The 19,294-nt window shown below is 57.2% G+C and carries 15 protein-coding genes and 3 pseudogenes; 10 read left to right on the top strand and 8 right to left on the bottom strand.

The window, feature by feature from the left end:
• The first annotated feature begins 180 nt into the window (after positions 1-180).
• The 3 genes from VGC62_RS00350 to VGC62_RS00340 all read left to right on the top strand — a co-directional run bounded on the left by VGC62_RS00350 (position 181) and on the right by VGC62_RS00340 (position 3,577).
• Positions 181-1,467, top strand: a complete 1,287-nt coding sequence (locus tag VGC62_RS00350; RefSeq protein ID WP_331185115.1) for an MFS transporter — start codon at positions 181-183, stop codon at positions 1,465-1,467.
• Between the two features lie 231 nt (positions 1,468-1,698).
• Positions 1,699-2,583, top strand: coding sequence for a KPN_02809 family neutral zinc metallopeptidase (gene ypfJ, locus VGC62_RS00345; protein WP_331185114.1), 885 nt, complete (start codon positions 1,699-1,701; stop codon positions 2,581-2,583).
• A gap of 4 nt (positions 2,584-2,587) precedes the next feature.
• Positions 2,588-3,577, top strand: coding sequence for an alpha/beta hydrolase (locus VGC62_RS00340; RefSeq protein WP_331185113.1), 990 nt, complete (start codon positions 2,588-2,590; stop codon positions 3,575-3,577).
• A 168-nt stretch (positions 3,578-3,745) separates the two neighbouring features.
• Here VGC62_RS00340 and VGC62_RS00335 read toward each other — a convergent pair whose 3' ends face one another.
• The 3 genes from VGC62_RS00335 to VGC62_RS00325 all read right to left on the bottom strand — a co-directional run bounded on the left by VGC62_RS00335 (position 3,746) and on the right by VGC62_RS00325 (position 5,918).
• Complete coding sequence (locus tag VGC62_RS00335) at positions 3,746-4,342, bottom strand: HAD family hydrolase (protein WP_331185112.1); 597 nt, start codon at positions 4,340-4,342, stop codon at positions 3,746-3,748.
• Positions 4,339-5,208, bottom strand: a complete 870-nt coding sequence (tesB, locus tag VGC62_RS00330; RefSeq protein ID WP_331185111.1) for an acyl-CoA thioesterase II — start codon at positions 5,206-5,208, stop codon at positions 4,339-4,341. Before tesB ends, VGC62_RS00335 begins: the two co-directional genes overlap by 4 nt.
• Positions 5,209-5,354: 146 nt before the next feature.
• Positions 5,355-5,918, bottom strand: a complete 564-nt coding sequence (locus VGC62_RS00325; protein WP_331185110.1) for a GNAT family N-acetyltransferase — start codon at positions 5,916-5,918, stop codon at positions 5,355-5,357.
• A 123-nt stretch (positions 5,919-6,041) separates the two neighbouring features.
• On the opposite strand from VGC62_RS00325, the gene VGC62_RS00320 reads away from it, so the two are divergent.
• A complete protein-coding gene (locus VGC62_RS00320) occupies positions 6,042-6,959 on the top strand; it encodes a histone deacetylase (protein ID WP_331185109.1) in 918 nt (305 codons plus the stop codon).
• A 228-nt stretch (positions 6,960-7,187) separates the two neighbouring features.
• On the top strand, positions 7,188-8,426 hold the full coding sequence (locus VGC62_RS00315; protein ID WP_331185108.1) for a TIGR03862 family flavoprotein: 1,239 nt from the start codon (positions 7,188-7,190) through the stop codon (positions 8,424-8,426).
• Between the two features lie 25 nt (positions 8,427-8,451).
• Here VGC62_RS00315 and VGC62_RS00310 read toward each other — a convergent pair whose 3' ends face one another.
• Positions 8,452-9,630, bottom strand: coding sequence for an acyltransferase (locus VGC62_RS00310; RefSeq protein ID WP_331185107.1), 1,179 nt, complete (start codon positions 9,628-9,630; stop codon positions 8,452-8,454).
• Positions 9,631-10,073: 443 nt separating this feature from the next.
• On the opposite strand from VGC62_RS00310, the gene VGC62_RS00305 reads away from it, so the two are divergent.
• The 3 genes and pseudogenes from VGC62_RS00305 to VGC62_RS27540 all read left to right on the top strand — a co-directional run bounded on the left by VGC62_RS00305 (position 10,074) and on the right by VGC62_RS27540 (position 12,554).
• Positions 10,074-10,379 carry a hypothetical protein gene (locus tag VGC62_RS00305; protein WP_331185106.1) on the top strand — a complete coding sequence of 102 codons (306 nt, stop codon included), beginning with the start codon at positions 10,074-10,076 and terminating at the stop codon, positions 10,377-10,379.
• A gap of 252 nt (positions 10,380-10,631) precedes the next feature.
• Positions 10,632-11,699, top strand: a pseudogene (locus tag VGC62_RS27545) (methyl-accepting chemotaxis protein); the annotation flags it as partial.
• Positions 11,691-12,554 (top strand): methyl-accepting chemotaxis protein, encoded by an 864-nt coding sequence (locus tag VGC62_RS27540; RefSeq protein WP_414705718.1) that lies wholly within the window; start codon positions 11,691-11,693, stop codon positions 12,552-12,554. The pseudogene VGC62_RS27545 and the gene VGC62_RS27540, both read left to right, overlap by 9 nt.
• A 167-nt stretch (positions 12,555-12,721) precedes the next feature.
• Here the strand turns inward: VGC62_RS27540 and VGC62_RS27535 are convergent.
• A pseudogene (locus VGC62_RS27535) lies at positions 12,722-13,159 on the bottom strand (methyl-accepting chemotaxis protein); the annotation flags it as partial.
• 108 nt (positions 13,160-13,267) lie between these two features.
• A pseudogene (locus tag VGC62_RS27530) lies at positions 13,268-13,939 on the bottom strand (PAS domain-containing protein); the annotation flags it as partial.
• 398 nt (positions 13,940-14,337) lie between these two features.
• On the opposite strand from VGC62_RS27530, the gene VGC62_RS00290 reads away from it, so the two are divergent.
• Positions 14,338-15,078 (top strand): substrate-binding domain-containing protein, encoded by a 741-nt coding sequence (locus tag VGC62_RS00290; RefSeq protein WP_331185103.1) that lies wholly within the window; start codon positions 14,338-14,340, stop codon positions 15,076-15,078.
• A gap of 451 nt (positions 15,079-15,529) precedes the next feature.
• Here VGC62_RS00290 and VGC62_RS00285 read toward each other — a convergent pair whose 3' ends face one another.
• Both VGC62_RS00285 and VGC62_RS00280 read right to left on the bottom strand, forming a co-directional pair.
• Entirely contained in the window at positions 15,530-15,991 is a 462-nt protein-coding gene (locus tag VGC62_RS00285; protein WP_331185116.1) for a metallophosphoesterase family protein, read from the bottom strand.
• A gap of 9 nt (positions 15,992-16,000) precedes the next feature.
• Positions 16,001-17,206 carry an MFS transporter gene (locus VGC62_RS00280; protein ID WP_331185102.1) on the bottom strand — a complete coding sequence of 402 codons (1,206 nt, stop codon included), beginning with the start codon at positions 17,204-17,206 and terminating at the stop codon, positions 16,001-16,003.
• A gap of 269 nt (positions 17,207-17,475) precedes the next feature.
• Here VGC62_RS00280 and VGC62_RS00275 point away from each other — a divergent pair, with 269 nt between their 5' ends.
• Positions 17,476-18,654, top strand: a complete 1,179-nt coding sequence (locus VGC62_RS00275) for an acetyl-CoA C-acetyltransferase (protein WP_331185101.1) — start codon at positions 17,476-17,478, stop codon at positions 18,652-18,654.
• The last annotated feature ends 640 nt before the right edge of the window (positions 18,655-19,294 follow it).

Below are 19,294 nucleotides of genomic sequence, written 5' to 3'. Positions count from 1 at the left end.
CATTGACTGCCTCGCCAACACGTTGGCTCCTACAGGATGGGTGTTGCCCCAATGTCTGGCGAACAGAAAAACTGACAGGGCGCCCCGTCGCCCACCATTAAATTTCTGACAGCTGCGACATTTGCACGCAGGGTTGGGGTATAAACGTCGACCGTCTTGTGCTCCGATGGATGCCCTGTTTTGAGTTCCGAATCTCCCACTGCCAAATCAGAATCCAGCAGTGCTCTGCGTCAACCCGGCTTTCTGGCGTTCCTGACTGCCCGCCTCGCCGCCGTATTCGCCATGCAGATTCAAGCCGTGGTGGTCGCCTGGCAGGTGTACGACATGACCCGCGACCCAATGTCGCTGGCGTATGTCGGTCTGGCCCAATTCATCCCGATGCTGCTGCTGTTGATGCCCGCCGGGGATTTGATCGATCGCTATGATCGCAAGCTGATCCTGACATGCAGCTGGCTGGTGCAAGGCAGCTGTAGCCTGGCGTTGATGCTGTTTTCCATCACTCACCATCAAGACACCCGACTGATCTACGCAGCATTGGCAGTGTTCGGTTGTGCGCGGGCGTTCACCGGTCCAGCGCTGCAAAGCCTGTTGCCGCAAGTCGTGCCCCGCGAGCAATTGGCATCGGCGATCGCGACCAACAGCATGATCATGCGCATTGCCACGATTGCCGGGCCATTAGTCGGCGGCGGTTTGTACGCACTGGGTGGTGGCGGCCTGACCTATACCGTATGCCTGTCGAGCTTCATCGCTGGCGCTCTGTTGCTGACCCGCGTACCGGTGGTCTTTGCCGAAAAGAAGATGACGCTGGAATCCACCGCTTGGAAACGCTTCACCGCAGGCATCGCTTTTATTCGCTCGCGGCCGATCATTCTTGGCACCATTTCACTGGACCTATTCGCCGTGCTGTTGGGGGGCGTGGTGGCGTTGCTGCCGGTCTATGCCCATGAAGTGCTGCATTTGGGGCCGCAGGGTTTAGGTGCGTTGCGCAGCGCCATGAGCCTGGGCGAGGTGAGCACCGGTTTGTACCTGAGCATGCGTCCGCTGGACCGCAACGTCGGCATGACCATGTTCATCGCCGTGGCGGTGTTTGGTATCGCCAATCTGGTATTTGCGCTCTCGACGCTGTTCTGGCTGTCGTTGCTGGCGCTGATGATTGCTGGCGCCGCAGACATGGTCAGCGTCTACATTCGCTCGACGCTGGTGCAATTCTCGACGCCGGACAACATGCGCGGTCGGGTCAATGCAGTGAATATGCTGTTCATCGGCTCATCCAACGAACTCGGCGAATTCCGGGCCGGTAGCAGCGCCTCGTTGTGGGGCGCCGTCCCCGCCGCGATCATTGGCGGTGTTTGCACCTTGAGCGTGGTCGGCACCTGGATGTGGGGATTCAAAGCATTGCGTGAGGTGAATCACTTTGCCGATGCATCCCCTACCGAAGTAACAGAAAAGCAGAAGGCTCGGGTTTAAGAACGGCGCGCCTCAGCCTTGTGCGATAGCTGCGGCGTCACCTGTAGTGATCAATGACCCATCACGCCGTAGCCACCCACTGAAAAACATCAAGCCCTCACATTCGATGTCGTAAGACGCCCGAACTATTCCTACCGAATCCTCTCTTAATTCGTCGTATTCCAACGACCAGACTGGCAACTCCTGCCATCTACGACGACACTACCTGCAGGATAAAGAGAGGATTCCCACATGCTATGGAAAAAAGGACGCCGCAGTGACAACGTCGTCGATGCTCGCGACGACACAGGGGGCGGCGGCGGTGGCATGCGCATTGGCGGCAAGGGATTGGGAATCGGCGGGATTGTAATTATCGTCGCATTCGGTCTTTTGACCGGCCAGGACCCGCTACAAATTCTCGGGCAGCTCACCGGACAGATGGATCAGACCACCGCGGTCAGCCCACAAACACGCCAGGCGCCACCGGCCAACGATCAACAGGCGGATTTTGTACGCGCGATTCTGGGTGACACCGAAGACACCTGGGGCCAGATCTTTCAACAAGGCGGGCGCCAATACAAAAACCCGACGCTGATTTTGTTTCGCGGGCAAGTGCAGTCAGCGTGCGGTTTTGCATCATCGGCCAGCGGCCCATTTTATTGCCCAGCGGATCAGCGGGTGTATCTGGACATGGAGTTTTTCCGCGAGATGTCGCAGCGCTTCAAGGCTGCGGGCGACTTTGCGCAGGCCTACGTCATTGCGCATGAAGTCGGGCACCACGTACAGACGTTGCTGGGTGTTTCAGATAGAGTGCAGGCAGCACGCCAGCGTGGCCAGCGCATGGAAGGCGACAACGGTTTGCTAGTACGTCAGGAGTTGCAGGCTGACTGCCTTGCCGGCGTTTGGGCCTATAACGCACAAAAGCGTTTGAACTGGCTTGAACCGGGTGATATTGAAGAGGCGCTGAACGCGGCGAACGCCATTGGCGACGACCGTTTGCAGCAACAAAGCCAAGGCCGTGTAGTACCCGACTCGTTCACCCATGGGACGTCTGCTCAGCGCGTTCGCTGGTTCAAGACCGGTTTCGCCCAGGGCCAAATCAACCAATGCGATACATTCGCCGCCAGGAGCCTCTGATCACATGATGAAACCGCTTTCGATCCTGTTGTTGGGCACCCTGCTGAGCGTCACTGCTCATGCTGCGGATCAGGCGGTCAAATCCATCAGCCCGGACCGGCTGTTGATCAACGGAACCAGCCAGGCCACATTAGGCCTGAGCCAAAGCTGGACACGGCCAAGCCCGCAAATTGAGCGAGTAATCATCGTTTTCCACGGCCGTCTGCGCAATGCCCAAACGTACCTGCGCAGTGTCGAGCGTGCGGCGAACCAATCCCGGCAACGGCCGAAGACCTTGCTGATCGCCCCGCAATTCCTTGATGAGAAAGACATCATCGCGCACCATTTGCCGGATACCGTGCTGCGTTGGCACGCCAACGATTGGATGGCGGGTGACAAGTCCCTGGGCGCCAAGCCGATCAGCTCGTTTGTGGTCATCGACCATATTCTCAAGCGCCTGAGCGACAGCAAGCTGTTTCCCAATCTGAAAGAAATCGTGATCGCCGGGCACTCCGGAGGGGCGCAGGTGGTGCAACGCTACGCGATGATCGGTGGCAAGGAGGATGCACTGCTGAAGAAGGAAGGCATCAAGCTACGTTACGTGATCGCCAACCCATCGTCCTACGCCTACTTTGACGCGCAGCGACCAAGCCCTGTGGATACGACGACCTGCCCGACATTTGATACCTGGAAATACGGCCTGAACAAGCTGCCGGCCTATGCAGACAAGGAAACACCGGCCGAACTGGAAGCCGCTTATGTGAAGCGTGACATCACGTATTTGCTCGGTGAGCGGGACATTGACCCCAACCATCCGGCGCTGGACAAAGATTGCGGGGCGCAAGCTCAGGGCCCCTTCCGCTTGGCACGCGGCAAGAATTACTTTGAGTACTTGAGCAAACGTCATCCAGAGGGACTGAATCAGCGCCTGGTTGAAGTGCCCAACGTGGGGCATAACGGCGACGAGATGTTTACCTCGCCCGAAGGACAGGCGGCGTTGTTCAGGCCTTTTTGAGCACTCCCCCCCCGGGGACAGATTCATTTTTCGGTGAAGCGTTGAAAAATAAATCAGTCCCCGGGGATGCTAAAAATAAATCAGTCCCCTGAAGTGCTGGGCCTACAGAAAATCTCTTTTATGTAGATTTGTCGTCTGTTGGCTCGCTTCGTAGCCGTCTTAAGCGAGTCAGCGACTACTGAGCATCGACTTCAACGCCACACAATCGGCGGCATGCCAATCGGTCAGCTCCGGCCAGGGATTCTCAGGCAAGTTGACCAACACCGTATGAGTGCCCGCCGCACGACCACAGGCCAGGTCAAATTGGTAATCGCCGACCATGACCATCTGCGACGGCTCAACCTTCCAGGCTTGGGCCAGTTTTAACAGGCCACCTGGGTCGGGTTTGGGCGGTGCTTCGTCACGGCCCAGGATGTCGTCAACCGCAAAGCAGTCCGCCAGACCGATGGCTTCAAGCGTCACGTGTGCCAGCTCGCGGGCATTACGGGTCAGAATTCCCAGGCGAACGCCGCGCCCTGCAAGCTCACGTACCAGCTCCACTGCGCCCGCTGCCGGTTGCGAGGCCAGCGCCAATTCACGTTCGTGTTCCAACAGCCAGGCATGTTTAGCCGCGCGAACATCAGCAGGCAATGCAGCGAGGTGACTGAGAATGTCGTCACTCAACGGAATGTCCAGCGCCCGCTTGATAGCCTGGAAATCATGCACGGCAATGGTCAGCGTGCCGTCCATGTCGAACACCCAATGGCGCAGCTGTGACAGGCTCACGCCCAATCCTTGCGATGGCGAATCAAACCTTCCTGGCTGACGGACGCCACTAACTGGCCTGCGCGGTTGTAAACGCTGCCCCGGGAAAAACCACGGGAATTGCCGGCCCACGGGCTGTCCATCGCGTATAGCAGCCACTCATCGGCGCGCAGATTCCCGTGAAACCATAGCGAGTGATCAAGGCTTGCGACCTGCATATCCTTCTGCCAAACCGTCTTGCCGTGGGGGAGCAGCGAGGTGGTCAACAAGTTGAAATCCGACGCATAGGCCAGCAAGTATTTGTGCAACGCAGGGATGTCCGGCAACGTGCCGTCGGCGCGAAACCAGATGTACTTCACCGGATCGCTTGGCACAGGATTGTAAGGATCCAGTTCGGTCACCGGGCGAAACTCAATCGGCTTGGGGCACAGCAGCTTGTCTTTCATGAACGCGGGAATCAGGTGTTCGCGCTGGCGCATCAGTTCGAGTTCGGACGGCAGGTTTTCAGGACCTACCACCTCGGGCATCTGGCTTTGATGTTCGAACCCCTCTTCGTCGTATTGGAACGACGCGCTGCAAGTAAAAATCGTATGGCCCTTCTGGATGGCGGTCACTCGGCGCGTACTGAAGCTGCCGCCATCACGCACACGATCGACTTGATAGACAACCGGCAACAGCGCATCCCCCGGACGCAGAAAGTAGCCATGCAGCGAATGTACGTGGCGTGCGTCTTCGACCGTCTGACTGGCCGCCGACAACGATTGGCCCAAAACCTGGCCGCCGAACAGTTGGCGGAAGCCAAGGTCCTGGCTGCGCCCGCGAAAGAGGTTTTCTTCAATCGGTTCCAGGCTCAACAGCGACACCAGATCATCCAGCACTTGGCTCATTCGGGCTTCCTCGTACAAAAATATCCCGCACAAAACAAAGCCGCGCACATCGCGTGGCGGCGGCCCACGTCACTCGTAAGGACGGGCAAGCAAAATGATACAGGGGTTTGTAGTCCGATTCCCGCGCAGCGTGACGTGGATCGCGGCTACAAGGTGGCGAGCCATTGCTGGCGATTGATCCGATACAAAACATGCGCTTTGAGTGGATGACCATCTGGCAGGTTTGGATGATCAAAGCCGTCGTCAGGATCGTTGTGCATGCCAATGGCCTGCATGACTTTTTGCGACGCCTGATTGCTCACCGCCGTGAATGACACGATCTCGTCGAGATCCAGGTGCTCGAATCCGCAGCCCAATGCAGTCCACGCCGCTTCACTGGCGAAACCCAGCCCCCAATGTTCACGCGCCAAACGCCAGCCGATTTCTACCGACGGGGTGAAGTGCGCGTCAAAACCGACCACGCAAAGGCCGGTAAAGCCGATGAAATGCCCGTTATCTTTGCGCTCAAGCGCCCAGAGCCCAAACCCGTATTCAGCAAAATGCCCGCGAATCCGCCCAATGAGCTTGGCACTTTCAAGACGGCTCATCGGCGCTGGGAAATACTTCATCACCTGTGGATCAGCACACATTTGCGCAAAGGCTGGCAAATCATCATCACGCCATTGACGCATCAACAAGCGTGCGCTGTTGAGCTCAAGTATCGGCTCCATCGAACATCTCCCATCCCCAGCCGTCATTGACTCGCCAGTTTAGCGACCGTACACGGTTTTTAAGGTTGTGCGGCGTTTCGCATTACTGGCAAGATCCCTCTTCGACCCACACTCGTACGCAAAATGTCCCTGCCGCTTATCTACCACGAAGATTACAGCCCTGCGTTTGCGGCTGATCACCGCTTCCCGATGGACAAGTTCCGCTTGCTGCACGACCACCTTATCGACAGCGGTATGACCACGGATGCTCAATTTTTTCGCCCAGAGGTTTGTCCGAACGACATTCTCGCGCTTGCGCATGATCCTTCTTACATTCGCCGATACATGGACGGAGATCTTTCCCGCGAGGACCAACGCCGTCTCGGCCTGCCCTGGAGCGAGGATCTGGCCCGGCGCACCGTGCGCGCGGTGGGTGGCTCGCTGCTCACCGCAGAAAAGGCGCTACAACATGGCCTGGCGTGCCATCTGGCCGGTGGCACGCACCACGCGCATTACGATTACCCAGCGGGGTTTTGTATTTTCAACGATCTGGCGGTGATCAGCCATTACCTGCTGCAGAGCGGTCGCGTCGGTCGGGTGTTGATCTTCGACTGCGATGTGCATCAGGGCGATGGCACCGCCCGCATCCTGGCCGATACCGAGGAAGCGATCACGGTATCGCTGCATTGTGAAAAGAACTTCCCGGCGCGCAAGGCCCAGAGCGATTGGGACATTCCATTGCCAATGGGCATGGGGGATGACGCTTACCTGAAAGTCGTCGATGACACGCTCAATTACCTGCTGCCCTTTTATCAACCGGATCTGGTGTTGTATGACGCAGGCGTCGATGTGCATAAAGATGACGCACTGGGCTATTTGCAGCTCACCGACGAAGGCATCGCCCGCCGTGATGAAGCAGTACTACGCCACTGCCTGGCCCGAGACATTCCGGTGATGGCTGTGATAGGCGGCGGCTACAGCAAGGATCGTGAAGCACTGGCGCGACGCCACGGGATTTTGCATCACAGCGCGCAGCGGGTTTGGGTTGGCGAAGGTTTGTAAGTCATGGCGGCGACCCATCCGGTGATTTCGCTGCAAAGGTCAGCATCACTTACCCACATCCGCTGTGGAGCGGCCTGTGGATAACCTGAGTGCAAGGACTCGCGGGCCATATAGTGCGTGGCCTGGCAAGGGCTGTACGTTTTTTGCTCAGTAGTTTTCCACAGGTCGCTCGTTTGTCTTGAGCGTCGGGTAGAATGCTCGACCACTTTCAGCCATCTGCAGCTTGCCATGACGCCAGACGCCTCTCCTCACGTTCAATCAATCGCCATCATCGGTGGCGGCCCTGCCGGCTTGATGGCGGCTGACGTGCTGAGTCAGGCAGGTTTCAAGGTGGACGTGTACGACGGCATGCCTTCAGTCGGCCGCAAGTTTCTGCTAGCAGGCGTCGGAGGCATGAACATTACCCACTCCGAGGCCTACCCGGCCTTTCTATCGCGCTACGCAGAGCGCGCACCCGTGATCGCGCCGCTGCTGCGCCGCTTTGGGGCCGACGCGCTTTGCGAATGGATTCATGGCTTGGGCATCGAGACCTTCGTCGGCAGTTCCGGGCGGGTGTTCCCTACCGATATGAAAGCCGCGCCGCTGCTGCGCGCATGGCTCAAGCGTTTGCGCGAATCGGGCGTGGTTATCCACACCCGCCATCGTTGGCTGGGCTGGAATCCAGACGGCAGTGTGCGGATTGCTCATCCTGGGGGCGAATTGGCAATCAAACCTGCCGCCACCCTGCTCGCCTTGGGCGGCGCCAGTTGGTCGCGGTTGGGGTCCGATGGCGCGTGGGTCAGCCTGCTTCAGCGGCGCGGAGTGACCATCACCCCCCTTCAAGCGGCCAATTGCGGCTTCGAGGTCGCCTCCTGGAGCGAATTGATGCGCAGCAAGTTTGCGGGGGCGCCGCTGAAGAACATTGCCATCGGCCTGCAAGGACACCCCCTGCGACTGGGCGAATGCGTACTCACTGAAACGGGCGTGGAAGGCAGCCTGATCTATGCACTGTCGGCGCAGATTCGTGAAGCGATCAATCAACAGGGGGCGGCCACTGTCGAGATCGATCTGCTGCCAGGCAAGGCATTGGAGGGCATACAAAAAGCGCTGCGCAAACCCCGTGGCTCGCGCTCGATGTCCAAGCATCTACACAGCCAGCTCGGCATCGACGGGGTTAAAGCTGCGCTGCTGCGCGAGTTGGCACCTGCCGATGCCTTTGCTGATCCAGCATTGCTGGCGCAGGCGCTCAAAGCGTTGCCGCTGACGTTGATCAAACCTCGCCCACTGGACGAGGCGATCAGCACCGCAGGCGGAGTGCCGTTCGAAGCCATGGACCAACACTTGATGCTCCATTCACTGCCGGGTGTTTTCTGCGCAGGCGAAATGCTCGATTGGGAAGCGCCAACAGGTGGATACCTGCTGACAGCCTGTTTCGCCAGCGGCCGAGCTGCCGGTTTGGGGATGCTGGAATGGCTGCGTCATTGCTGAGCCGCTTCATGACCAAGAGTCAACATCAGGCTGTGCGGTCTAACTGCGGCTCCGTTGCTGGCGCTTGCGGCTGAACCTGTACAGCCCTGACTGTCTTCGAGCCGCCAACGATGCGTTTACCCAGTTGGTAGCCTTTCATCTCGACGTACTTGTGAGCAAAGGAGGCGAGCACCACTGCCGTGATTGCCACTGCGATCACAACCAGGTTGTTACCCACCTGGGAGCCGGTGTCCATGAAGCGCTGCCCATTGATCATCGGCGCAAGCGCAAGCCCGGTAAACTTTTGCGCCACGATGAACACCGTCGACAAGCAGAACAGTAAGGCTGCGTGGGTCATGTAGATCGAGTACGACAGCGTGCCCAGCAGCACGAACACGCGAGTCTTGAGCAATGTCGACACCCATCCGCCCTCAAACGCAAACAGCAGGACCAGCCCGCAGAACACCAGGCTACCGATGGGGGAGCGATAGTCGAAGTCGTTCATGACGATCCAGTAAGTGGCGTACATCAAGGCGCACTCAAGGACAGTCATGATCCACGGGGAGGGCACAAACTTGTCGTGAATGTACAAATACACCAGGTAGACAATGTTGCCGGCGAAGAAGCAGGAAAGCCCTTGCAGTGCGCGCTCCACCAGCAGATCGCTGTCCATGAAGATCAGCATGAACATCACCAGCGATATGCAGGCGAACAGCATAAAACGTGTCCTCATCGCAAACATGCACAGGCCGCCGAACAACATATAGATATAAAACTCGATGCTGATGGTCCACGACGGATAGTTGAAGGACATGGTTTCAGTCAACGTGGTCCAGGCCTGAACCAAAAACAGATTAGGCAGTATTTCAGACGGCGCGAAAAGGCCGGTGAACGGTACGTTGTTCAGGTAAAACCCTTGTTTGTAGGCGATCCAACGGACCAACTCAAAGGAGATGAAGACACCGAGCATCACCAGATGCAGCGGGTAAAGACGGAACACTCGAGAAATGAAAAACGCCTTGAACGTCAGATTGGCCTTCATGCCGTAGGTGTGCGCCAGGACAAAACCGCTGAGCACAAAGAAGAAGTTCAACAGCACCTCACCACGTCGAAAGAACGCGAACTCAATGAAGGATTCAACGACATGCAAATGGAAAAATACGACCAGCAGCGCGCAAACGCCTCTGAAGCTGTCGAGTGTCGTGAATCGTTGAACAGGTTTCATAACACTACGTCCTTACTGGTCCTGGATGACTCAATTGGAGTCATTGAAAGGGTTGCCAGCGCATACGTTATTTCGTTCAGCGATAGGTCAACAGTTGAAATATTTCATCCCTGATACCATCGCCATTGGATTGTTGACGCCAGTATTTGACGTGTACAGCCACAACTAATAAATCGTTTACATCCCAAGCGATGCCAATCCGTGCGTGCAGACTCATTGGCAAACGCTGTATTGCGAAAGACAAAAGCGCGGCAGATGTATGACCCTCGCACATAAATCCGCCTCCACGAGGCCGTCTGCCTCGTGCAGATGAGCGGGTCTCCCTACTATCAATATCAGCGATGATCGGTAGCAACCGTATTGAGTTTTTAATATTGCGCAGCCGAGTAGCATTAGCTCCATACCGAGTAACCACACTACCTACTCGATCCGGAGCAACTACCATGAAAACTAATAAACTGTTTGTCGCAATTGCCTTCTCCGTACTCGCCAGCAGCGCTTTCGCCCTGCCAGTGATCAATACTCACACTCCACTGAACGCACCTATTGCTGCTGATGGCGCTGACCACGTTGGTGCAAACCGTGTCGCTACTGATGGTGCCGATCACGTTGGTGCAAACCGTGTCGCTACTGATGGTGCCGACCACGTTGGTGCAAACCGTGTCGCTACTGATGGTGCCGACCACGTTGGTGCAAACCGTGTCGCTACTGACGGTGCCGACCATGTTGGTGCAAACCGTATGAGCTGATCCCTTACATGCTCCCTCCCAGCCCGGCTTATGCCGGGCTTGATCATTTCTAGGCCCTGCAAAAAAAACCGCGCCAGAGCATTCCAACCCCGCAACCACACCTCTCAAAGTTGACGCCTTATTTTTTCCTTCACGCCCTCATTCAGATATCGAAACTTCTGCCGATAGCTACTGCGTCATACACGCAGCTGGTTCAACAAAAACAAGCTTCCAGCCGTCAGATTAGAAAATAGAAACTCTGGGAGGTTTTTGATGAGCAGCTGGTTCGCGAATGTCAGCGTCAACATGAAGTTGACCCTAGGATTTGGTGTCGTACTCTTTTTTACTGCATTGCTTGCGTTGACCGGCTGGACCAGCCTGGAAAAACTGATCGAACGCAGCGACCGGATGAACGACATCTCGGAACTTAGTGATCAATTGACCAAGCTGCGGGTGACTCGCCTGCAATACATGCTGGCCAATGGTGATGACGCCGTTGCACAAACCGTGCAAACCGCGATGGATGGATACAAAAGCCAGCAGCAGTCACTACAGACCTTCTTCACCAACCTACTCGACGCAAAACCGTTGGCCGCATTGGCCGAGCAGACGGCAGGCTATCAAAAGTCCCTGGACAAGATGCGTGACGGTTATCGCACCAGCGCCACCGTGCGCGCAGAAATGGGCGTGAAGGCGGTCAAGGGTGCAGAGCTGATCGCCGCTATCAATGACGACGTCCTGCGCCTTGACCCGACAGACGAACGACGGTTCACGCAATACCAGGCAATTATCAAGACCAAAGAAGACTTGATGCTGGTCCGTTATGAAGTACGTGGCTACACCGCCAATCCTAACCCGAAGACCGAAGAGGCGGCGTTGCGTCAGTTGGACACGGCTATCAATGGCCTGGCGCAACTGAAAGCTATCTTTGCTGACACTCAGGCAGATCGACTCAAACAGTTGGAAACGGCGCTGCTGGACTATCGCGTTTGTGTGCAGAATTTCCAGACAGCTAACAGTCAGATTGTTGCTGCGCGCGCGGAAATGACCGATCAGGGCACGGCCATCGTCAAACTCAACGGCGAGCTGCATGACATTCAGCAAACCCTTCGCGATCAAGGCAGCCAGAGTGCTCGCCGTTGGCAAATCGCCGGGACCTTGCTGGCCCTGATCTTCGGCGCGTTGGCGGCGGTCATCATTACTCGACAAATCACCCGCCCGCTGCAGGATACCCTGACAGTTATCGACCGCATCGCCTCCGGCGACCTGTCACAAACACTGGTGGTCACACGTCGCGATGAACTCGGCGTCCTGCAACAAGGTATTCAGCGCATGGGCACGACATTGCGCGATCTGATTGGCGGCATTCGGGACAGCGTGACCCAAATCGCCAGCGCCGCCGAAGCGTTATCGGCGGTCACCGAACAAACCAGCGCTGGCGCCAATAGCCAAAAGATCGAGACAGACCAGGTCGCCACCGCCATGCATGAAATGTCCGCCACCGTGCAGGAAGTCGCGCGCAACGCCGAGCAAGCTTCGGTCGCTGCATCCGCTGCCGATCAGCAGGCACATGACGGTGACAAGGTGGTGGCCGAAGCCATCGCACAAATCGAAAGATTGGCAACAGAAGTGGGACGGTCCACGGACGCGATGACCGTACTGGAGCACGAAAGCGACAAAATCGGCAAAGTCATGGACGTGATCAAAGCAGTCGCTCAACAGACCAACCTGCTCGCACTCAATGCTGCTATCGAAGCCGCACGCGCGGGTGAGGCGGGTCGCGGTTTTGCGGTAGTTGCCGATGAAGTACGCGGCCTCGCCCAACGCACCCAACAGTCCACTGAAGAAATCGAAGGCCTGGTGGCTGGCTTGCAGAACGGCGCCCGACAAGTGTCGGAGATCATGCTGGGTAGCCGCAACCTGACCGACAGCAGCGTGGCATTGACCCGCAAAGCCGGCTCGTCACTGGAAAGCATCACCCTCACCGTTTCCAACATTCAGGCCATGAACCAACAAATCGCGGCCGCAGCCGAACAACAAAGCTCGGTGGCCGAAGAAATCAGTCGCAGCATCCTCAATGTGCGTGACGTCTGCGAACAGACCGCCGCCGCCAGCGAGGAAACCGCCGCATCCAGCGTTGAACTCGCTCGGCTGGGCAACCAGTTGCAGTTGTTGGTGAGCCACTTCAAAGTGTGATCGTCAGGCCCCGATGTCGAGAAGCGGGGTTGACGTCGCAAGGCACCTTCTGCGTTGAGTCCACAGCGCTGGAGGGGCCGTAAAGATATTGCGCAAAGAGCCGCTCTTTATCTCAGCGGCTCTTAACCAATAATCAAGGAACCTCTAACGGCTTTACAGACTGCACCTCACCCAGAAAGCTGATTGGCGAATTGCCCGACCGCATTGACCACGCGCTGCGCGCCGTCCTGAATTTCTACGATTACCGCGCCTGCCTGTGCGGCCAACTCCAGGCCATGTTGAGCCTGCTGCTTGCCACTGACGATCACATTGACCGCCTGTTCGGCCAATTGCTGGTTTTGCTTCACCACACCGACAATTTCCTCTGTAGCCTTGCTGGTGCGCGATGCCAGTTGCCGAACTTCGTCTGCGACCACCGCGAAACCACGTCCTTGCTCACCCGCGCGGGCGGCTTCGATGGCAGCGTTCAGGGCCAACAGGTTGGTCTGGTCGGCGATACTGCTAATACTTTGGATGATCGAACCAATGATTTGCGACTGCTGATCCAGAGCGGCGATCCGTTCTGCGGCCTCTTCCATGTGCAGGGCAACTTCTTGCATCACTCCCACCGTCTGCTGTACCACTAATGCGCCTTTCTGCGCGCTGCCATCGGTCTGCTGGGAAGTGTTGAATGCAATCTGAGCGGCATCGGCAACGGCCAGTTCACGGTTTACCTGCTCAGTGATGACGGTGGCGAACTTCACCACCTTATAAAGCCGGTCGTGGGCATCGGTAATGGGGTTGTAGGAAGCCTCCAGCCACACCACTCGGCCGTGGCTATCGATGCGTTTAAAGCGGGCAACGACAAACTCTCCGCGCCGCAGCTTTTCCCAGAACTCCTTATATCCAGGCGAGTTGTACTCCTGTGGCTCACAGAAAATTCGGTGATGTTGACCTTTGATCTGCGCCAACGAATAACCCATGGCGCTCAGAAAACGCTCATTGGCGGCTAACACTTCACCCTCCAGGCTGAACTCGATAACGGCCGTGGAACGCTGCAGGGCTTCGATCAGGTTCTCGTGTTCGCGCGAGCTTTCGATGGTCCGAGTCAAGTCACTGGAGTGAATCGAAAAATACCTCACACGCTCATCGCTGCCGCGTACCGGCAGCACGATCGAACGTAGCCAGGCTTCCTGCCCATTACCGCGCAGCAAGCGCAACGCGCCAGTGAAATGTTCGCCGCGTGTAATCGCATTATTCATGCGCTGATAAAAATCAAGCCCTTTGACATGAGGGGGTACCAGCGTGTCGATCGCGCGCCCTACCAGATCTTCCTTGCGGTAAAGCATTTCCTTTTCGAAATTGGCATTGACCGACTCGATTCGTCCTTGCGGGTCCAGGCGCATCGTCAACATTTCGCTGTCCAGGCTGTTTTTGATCTGTTCGACCGAGGCGAGTTCTTCGCGCAGCGCTGCCAGCTCGTGTTTGAGTCGTTTGTTGAACATGACGGGAAGGGCTTCCAGAAGGTAAGAGGCGTTATTGTCAATCGGCGCAACGAGCACTTTCTTGAGGCCGGTCACAGGTTGGTGGTCGCTTTGCGCTCAAGGTATAACGCTACCCCTGCGACGCATGGCCAGTAGCCGCCCCTGACCCTACAAGAAAGGGATTTACACATCGCTCATTTGCCACATACTGCCCGCGCTCGTTTTATCTTTCTGTTCAGAATCACCTTCATCATCGCAAGGTTCATATTCATGAAAAAAATCCTGCGTATCTGTTATCCGCTGCCATCACTTTGCTTCCCATGGCCTTCGCTCATGCCGCAACGGCACCCGCACCGGTGCAACTGATCGTGCTCAGTTCGGGCGGTATCATGGGCGCCTTCACAGCCATCAGCCCTGATTACGAACAACGCGTTGGTGTAAAGCTGATCCCCGAAGTGGCGCCCTCCATGGGTACGACACCGCAAGCCATCCCCAACCGCCTGGCCCGTCACGAGCCTGCCGATGTGGTGCTGATGGTAGGCTCCGCGCTGGACAAGTTGATCAAGGACGGTCAGGTCGATCCAAAAACCCGGGTTGATCTGGGCAAGTCGTACATCGCCATGGCCGTTCGTCACGGCGCACAAAAACCTGATATCAGCACTATGGAAGCGTTCAAGGAAACCCTATTGAATGCCAAAAGCATCGCTTATTCCGACAGTCCCAGCGGCGTTTACCTATCGCGTGTGCTGTTCAATCAGATGCATATCGCTGATCGCATCAAAGACAAAAGCCACATGATTCCCGCAACACCTGTGGGTGAAGTGGTAGCCCGTGGCGATGCAGAAATCGGCTTCCAGCAACTGAGCGAACTCAAGCCGGTGGAAGGCATCGACATCATTGGCCTGATCCCCGATCAAGCTCAGCAAATGACCCTGTATTCAGCCGGGGTCGTCAGCCAAAGCAAGCACCCCGAACAAGCCAAGGCACTGGTGGACTTTCTGGGATCGAGCGCCGCAGCAGCAGCGATCAAGACCAGCGGCCTGGACCCAATTGCGAAGTAAGAAACGTCTTTTTCGGCTGTAGATCGCAGACCAAACTCAGTCTGACCACGGATTCTGTAGGCGCCAACGTGTTGGCGAGGCGACCATCGCGGTGTGTCTGAAACGCCGCCTCGCGAACACGTTCGCTCCAACAGTGCGCTCTCTCAAGCATTTGCGATGACGGCTCAGGAACGCATCCCCCGTAGGAGCCGGGCTTGTCCCGCGACCGGCGGGGAACCCGTCGTAAAACTGCGCACGCGGTGTCGCTGGCAGACCGCACACACAGGGTTTACTGCCGCTGCGCGCCATGTCGCGGGACAAGCCGCGCGCCTACAGCTGATAACCCGCCACGTTGAAGAGATACGCGATCCGCAGCGGTGGAGCATTTGATGCGGTCAAGCTTTTCAGCGAAAAACACCTGCTGAATGCTTGACCGGGAACAGAGTATCTACAGACGGTATTCGCCGATGACTCACTCCAGCGTCAACTCAATCAATTCCCCCCGCACATCCACACCCTCCACATACAGCAACCCCAACGCAATCGGCAACTTGAAACGTCGCGGCCCTGCACTCCCCGGATTGATAAACAGCACGCCATGATGATGTCGCTGCTGCGGTTTGTGCGAATGGCCGGTAACCACCACGCGGATATCTGATGGCAGGATCTCAGGCACATCGGCCAGGATGTGCGTGATATAGATCGCTACGTCACCCACACGCAATGTCGCCTCATAAGGCACATCGCTGGCCCAGGCATCATCGGTATCGTTGTTGCCGCGCACGACCGTCAGCGGCGCAATGTCCCGTAGCGCGTCGAGGATTTGCGGATTACCAATGTCGCCACCATGAATAATGTGATCGCACCCTCGCAACGCACTCAGTGCCTGCGGTCGCAACAGGCCATGGGTGTCTGAGATCAAACCGATTCTCACACTCATCGATTACCCCCCTGTGGACGTAACAGCCTGCCGAGCCTGCACGCGCTTCATGCTGATCATCGCCAGCAAGGCAATGAAGGCCACCAGCGAGGCGAAAAACTCACCGACATGGCGCAGACCAAAGGTGTGAACGCTGAAGCCGACAGCGATCACCGGGACCGAAATCGAGATGTACATCACCACGAAATAAGCAGACGTCACGGCCGCTTTATGATGCGCCGGACTGTTCGCGCTCACGGCCCCCATACCGGCGCGAAACACCATGCCCTGCCCCATCCCGGCGATAAAACCCGCCAGCACCAGCAGCATCAACTGGGCCGTGGCGATGCTCGATCCCAAGCAAATCAGGCCGATGATCAACGCCAGGCAACCCAGGGTCATGTCATGTTGTTTGGGCAACCACCGAAGCAACGCCTGGCCCACGATTGACGCCACGAAAAACAGGCCAATCACCGCGCCGATCAACAGCCCGCCAGTTTGTTCCATCACGTGAATCATCACCGATGGCACCATGCAGGTGAACAGACCGGCGACGCTGAAACCTGCCAGGCCGGCAATGGAAGCAGGAATGAACACGCTGCGAACCGAGGCAGGAATCGATGGTTTTTGAATGCCCAGATGCAGTTTCTCGGGACGCGTGACCGTTTCTCGCGCAACGATAACGCCGACGATGGCCAATAACAGCAGCGCCAAATGCACATAGAAGACCAGATGCAGCGGATCCGGCAAATATTGCGACGTGATACCCGCCAACAAGGGGCCCAGGCCCAGCCCCAACATATTCGCTGCCGTGGCCACGAGGGTCGCGCTCTTGCTCCAGCGTTCAGGTGCCAGTTCAATCACCGCGACCGTGGCCGTACCGGTCATGATCCCGGCGCTAAATCCTGAGAACAATCGCCCTATCATCAAGCCGGCGATAGAGTCGGCGTACAAAAAAATAACCGCACTGATCACCCCCATTAACAAGCCAGCACACAGCAGCGGTTTGCGCCCCAGTTGATCCGACCAACTTCCCACTGCCAGCAAAGCTGCGATCACACCCGCTGCATAAATGGAAAAAATGATCGTCACCCAGCTTGAATCAAAGCCCAGACGTTGCTGATAAATCGCATACAACGGCGTTGGCAGCGTGGTGCCCAGCATCGCAATCAATAGAGCACACGCCACCAGAATGAAGTCGCGGGTCGAAGGTGAACCTGCCTGGGTCATGAAGGCCTCCTGAAGGACACTGATAGTGGGCGGCTATTATTGGCGTATATCGTCCGAAATTTCGAAATGAAATTGAATATCGGGTGGACCGACGCACAAACCTTTGCGTTCCAACAAAATGTCTACACCCTTGCACGCGACGAAGGGCTTAAATATCACCCGCCATTCATGCCAACATGTGCGCCCTTGATAAGGCGCCCAGCCCCACGGCCGATCACCAGCAGCCGCACGGGCGCGACGCGAAACCAACAACAGTGAGGATTCGTACCATGCAAGACGTCGTTATCGTTGCCGCTACCCGCACCGCGGTCGGCAGTTTCCAGGGCTCTCTGGCAAATATTCCTGCGGTTGATCTAGGCGCCGCTGTCATCCGCCAACTGCTGGCTCAAACCGGCCTCGACGGCGCGCAAATCGATGAAGTGATCATGGGCCAGGTGTTGACCGCGGGCGCCGGACAAAACCCGGCGCGTCAGGCCGCGATCAAAGCAGGCCTGCCGTTCGCAGTACCGGCCATGACCCTGAACAAGGTCTGTGGCTCGGGCCTCAAGGCCCTGCATCTGGCGACCCAGGCGATTCGCTGCGGCGATGCCGAGATCATCATCGCGGGCGGTCAGGAAAACATGAGCCTGTCCAACTACGTAATACCCGGTGCGCGGACCGGCCTGCGGATGGGCAACGCGACGCTGGTAGACACCATGATCAGCGACGGTCTGTGGGACGCATTCAACGATTACCACATGGGGATTACAGCCGAGAACCTGTCGGACAAGTACGAAATAACCCGTGAGGCGCAGGACATCTTCGCCGCCGCGTCTCAGCAAAAAGCCACGGCCGCCATCGAAGCCGGTCGCTTCGTCGATGAAATCACGCCAATCCTGATTCCACAGCGCAAGGGCGATCCTGTGTCGTTCGCCACTGACGAACAACCTCGCGCCGGCACTACCGCACAATCGCTGGCCAAACTGAAACCAGCCTTCAAGAAGGACGGCACCGTGACCGCCGGCAATGCCTCCTCGCTGAACGATGGCGCTGCTGCGGTGATTCTGATGAGTGCCTCGAAGGCTCAGGAGCTGGGCTTGCCAGTGCTCGCACGCATCGCTGCTTACGCGAATGCCGGTGTCGACCCTGCAATCATGGGTATCGGCCCTGTGAGCGCGACGCGTCGTTGCCTGGACAAAGCGGGCTGGTCGCTGGAAGAACTCGACCTGATCGAAGCCAACGAAGCGTTCGCGGCACAATCGCTGTCAGTCGGCAAAGAGCTGGGTTGGGATGTGAACAAGGTCAACGTCAACGGCGGTGCCATTGCCATCGGCCACCCAATCGGGGCGTCAGGCTGCCGCGTGTTGGTGACCCTGCTGCATGAAATGATCAAGCGCGATGCCAAAAAAGGCTTGGCGACCCTGTGCATTGGCGGCGGCCAAGGTGTTGCGCTGGCGTTGGCGCGTTAGTTCCGGGCTGCTAGGCAAAATCCTGTAGAGACTCTGCTCCCGGTCATGCTCGGTTGATCCACTGGAGTGAACTTGTTCGCGAGGCGGCGTTTTAGGCGCACCGCATTGCTCGCCTCGCCAACAAGTTGGCTCCTACAGACTGAAGGATCAAGGGGGACTGATTTATTTACATCGCCTCACCGTAAATTAATCTGTCCCCGGGCGCACCGCTGCTCATCCGTCACTACACGCCATTGGCAAATATTCAACGTGGCGCTTGATCCGCTGTAGGAGCGAACTTGTTCGCGAGGCGGTGTTTCAGGCGCACCGCGTTGCTCGCCTCGCCAACAAGTTGGCTCCTACAGATTGAGCTGCGTCCTAGATCAAGGGATCAAGGGATCAAGGGATCAAGGGATCAAGGGGACTGATTTATTTACATCGCTTCACCGTAAATTAATCTGTCCCCGGGCGGGCATATGCAGTTCGGCAGGAACAGATTGATTTATCCGGCCATGCTCGGTTGATCCGCTGGAGCGAACTTGTTCGCGAGGCGGTGTTTCAGGCGCACCGCGTTGGTCGCCTCGCCAACAAGTTGGCTCCTACAGACTGAGTCCTCGACCACAATCACCCACCGCAAGGATCAAGGGGACTGATTTATTGA

This window comes from Pseudomonas sp. (assembly GCF_036404235.1).
Classification (GTDB): Bacteria; Pseudomonadota; Gammaproteobacteria; order Pseudomonadales; family Pseudomonadaceae; genus Aquipseudomonas.
This window is presented reverse-complemented; position numbering and strand designations above follow the sequence as displayed.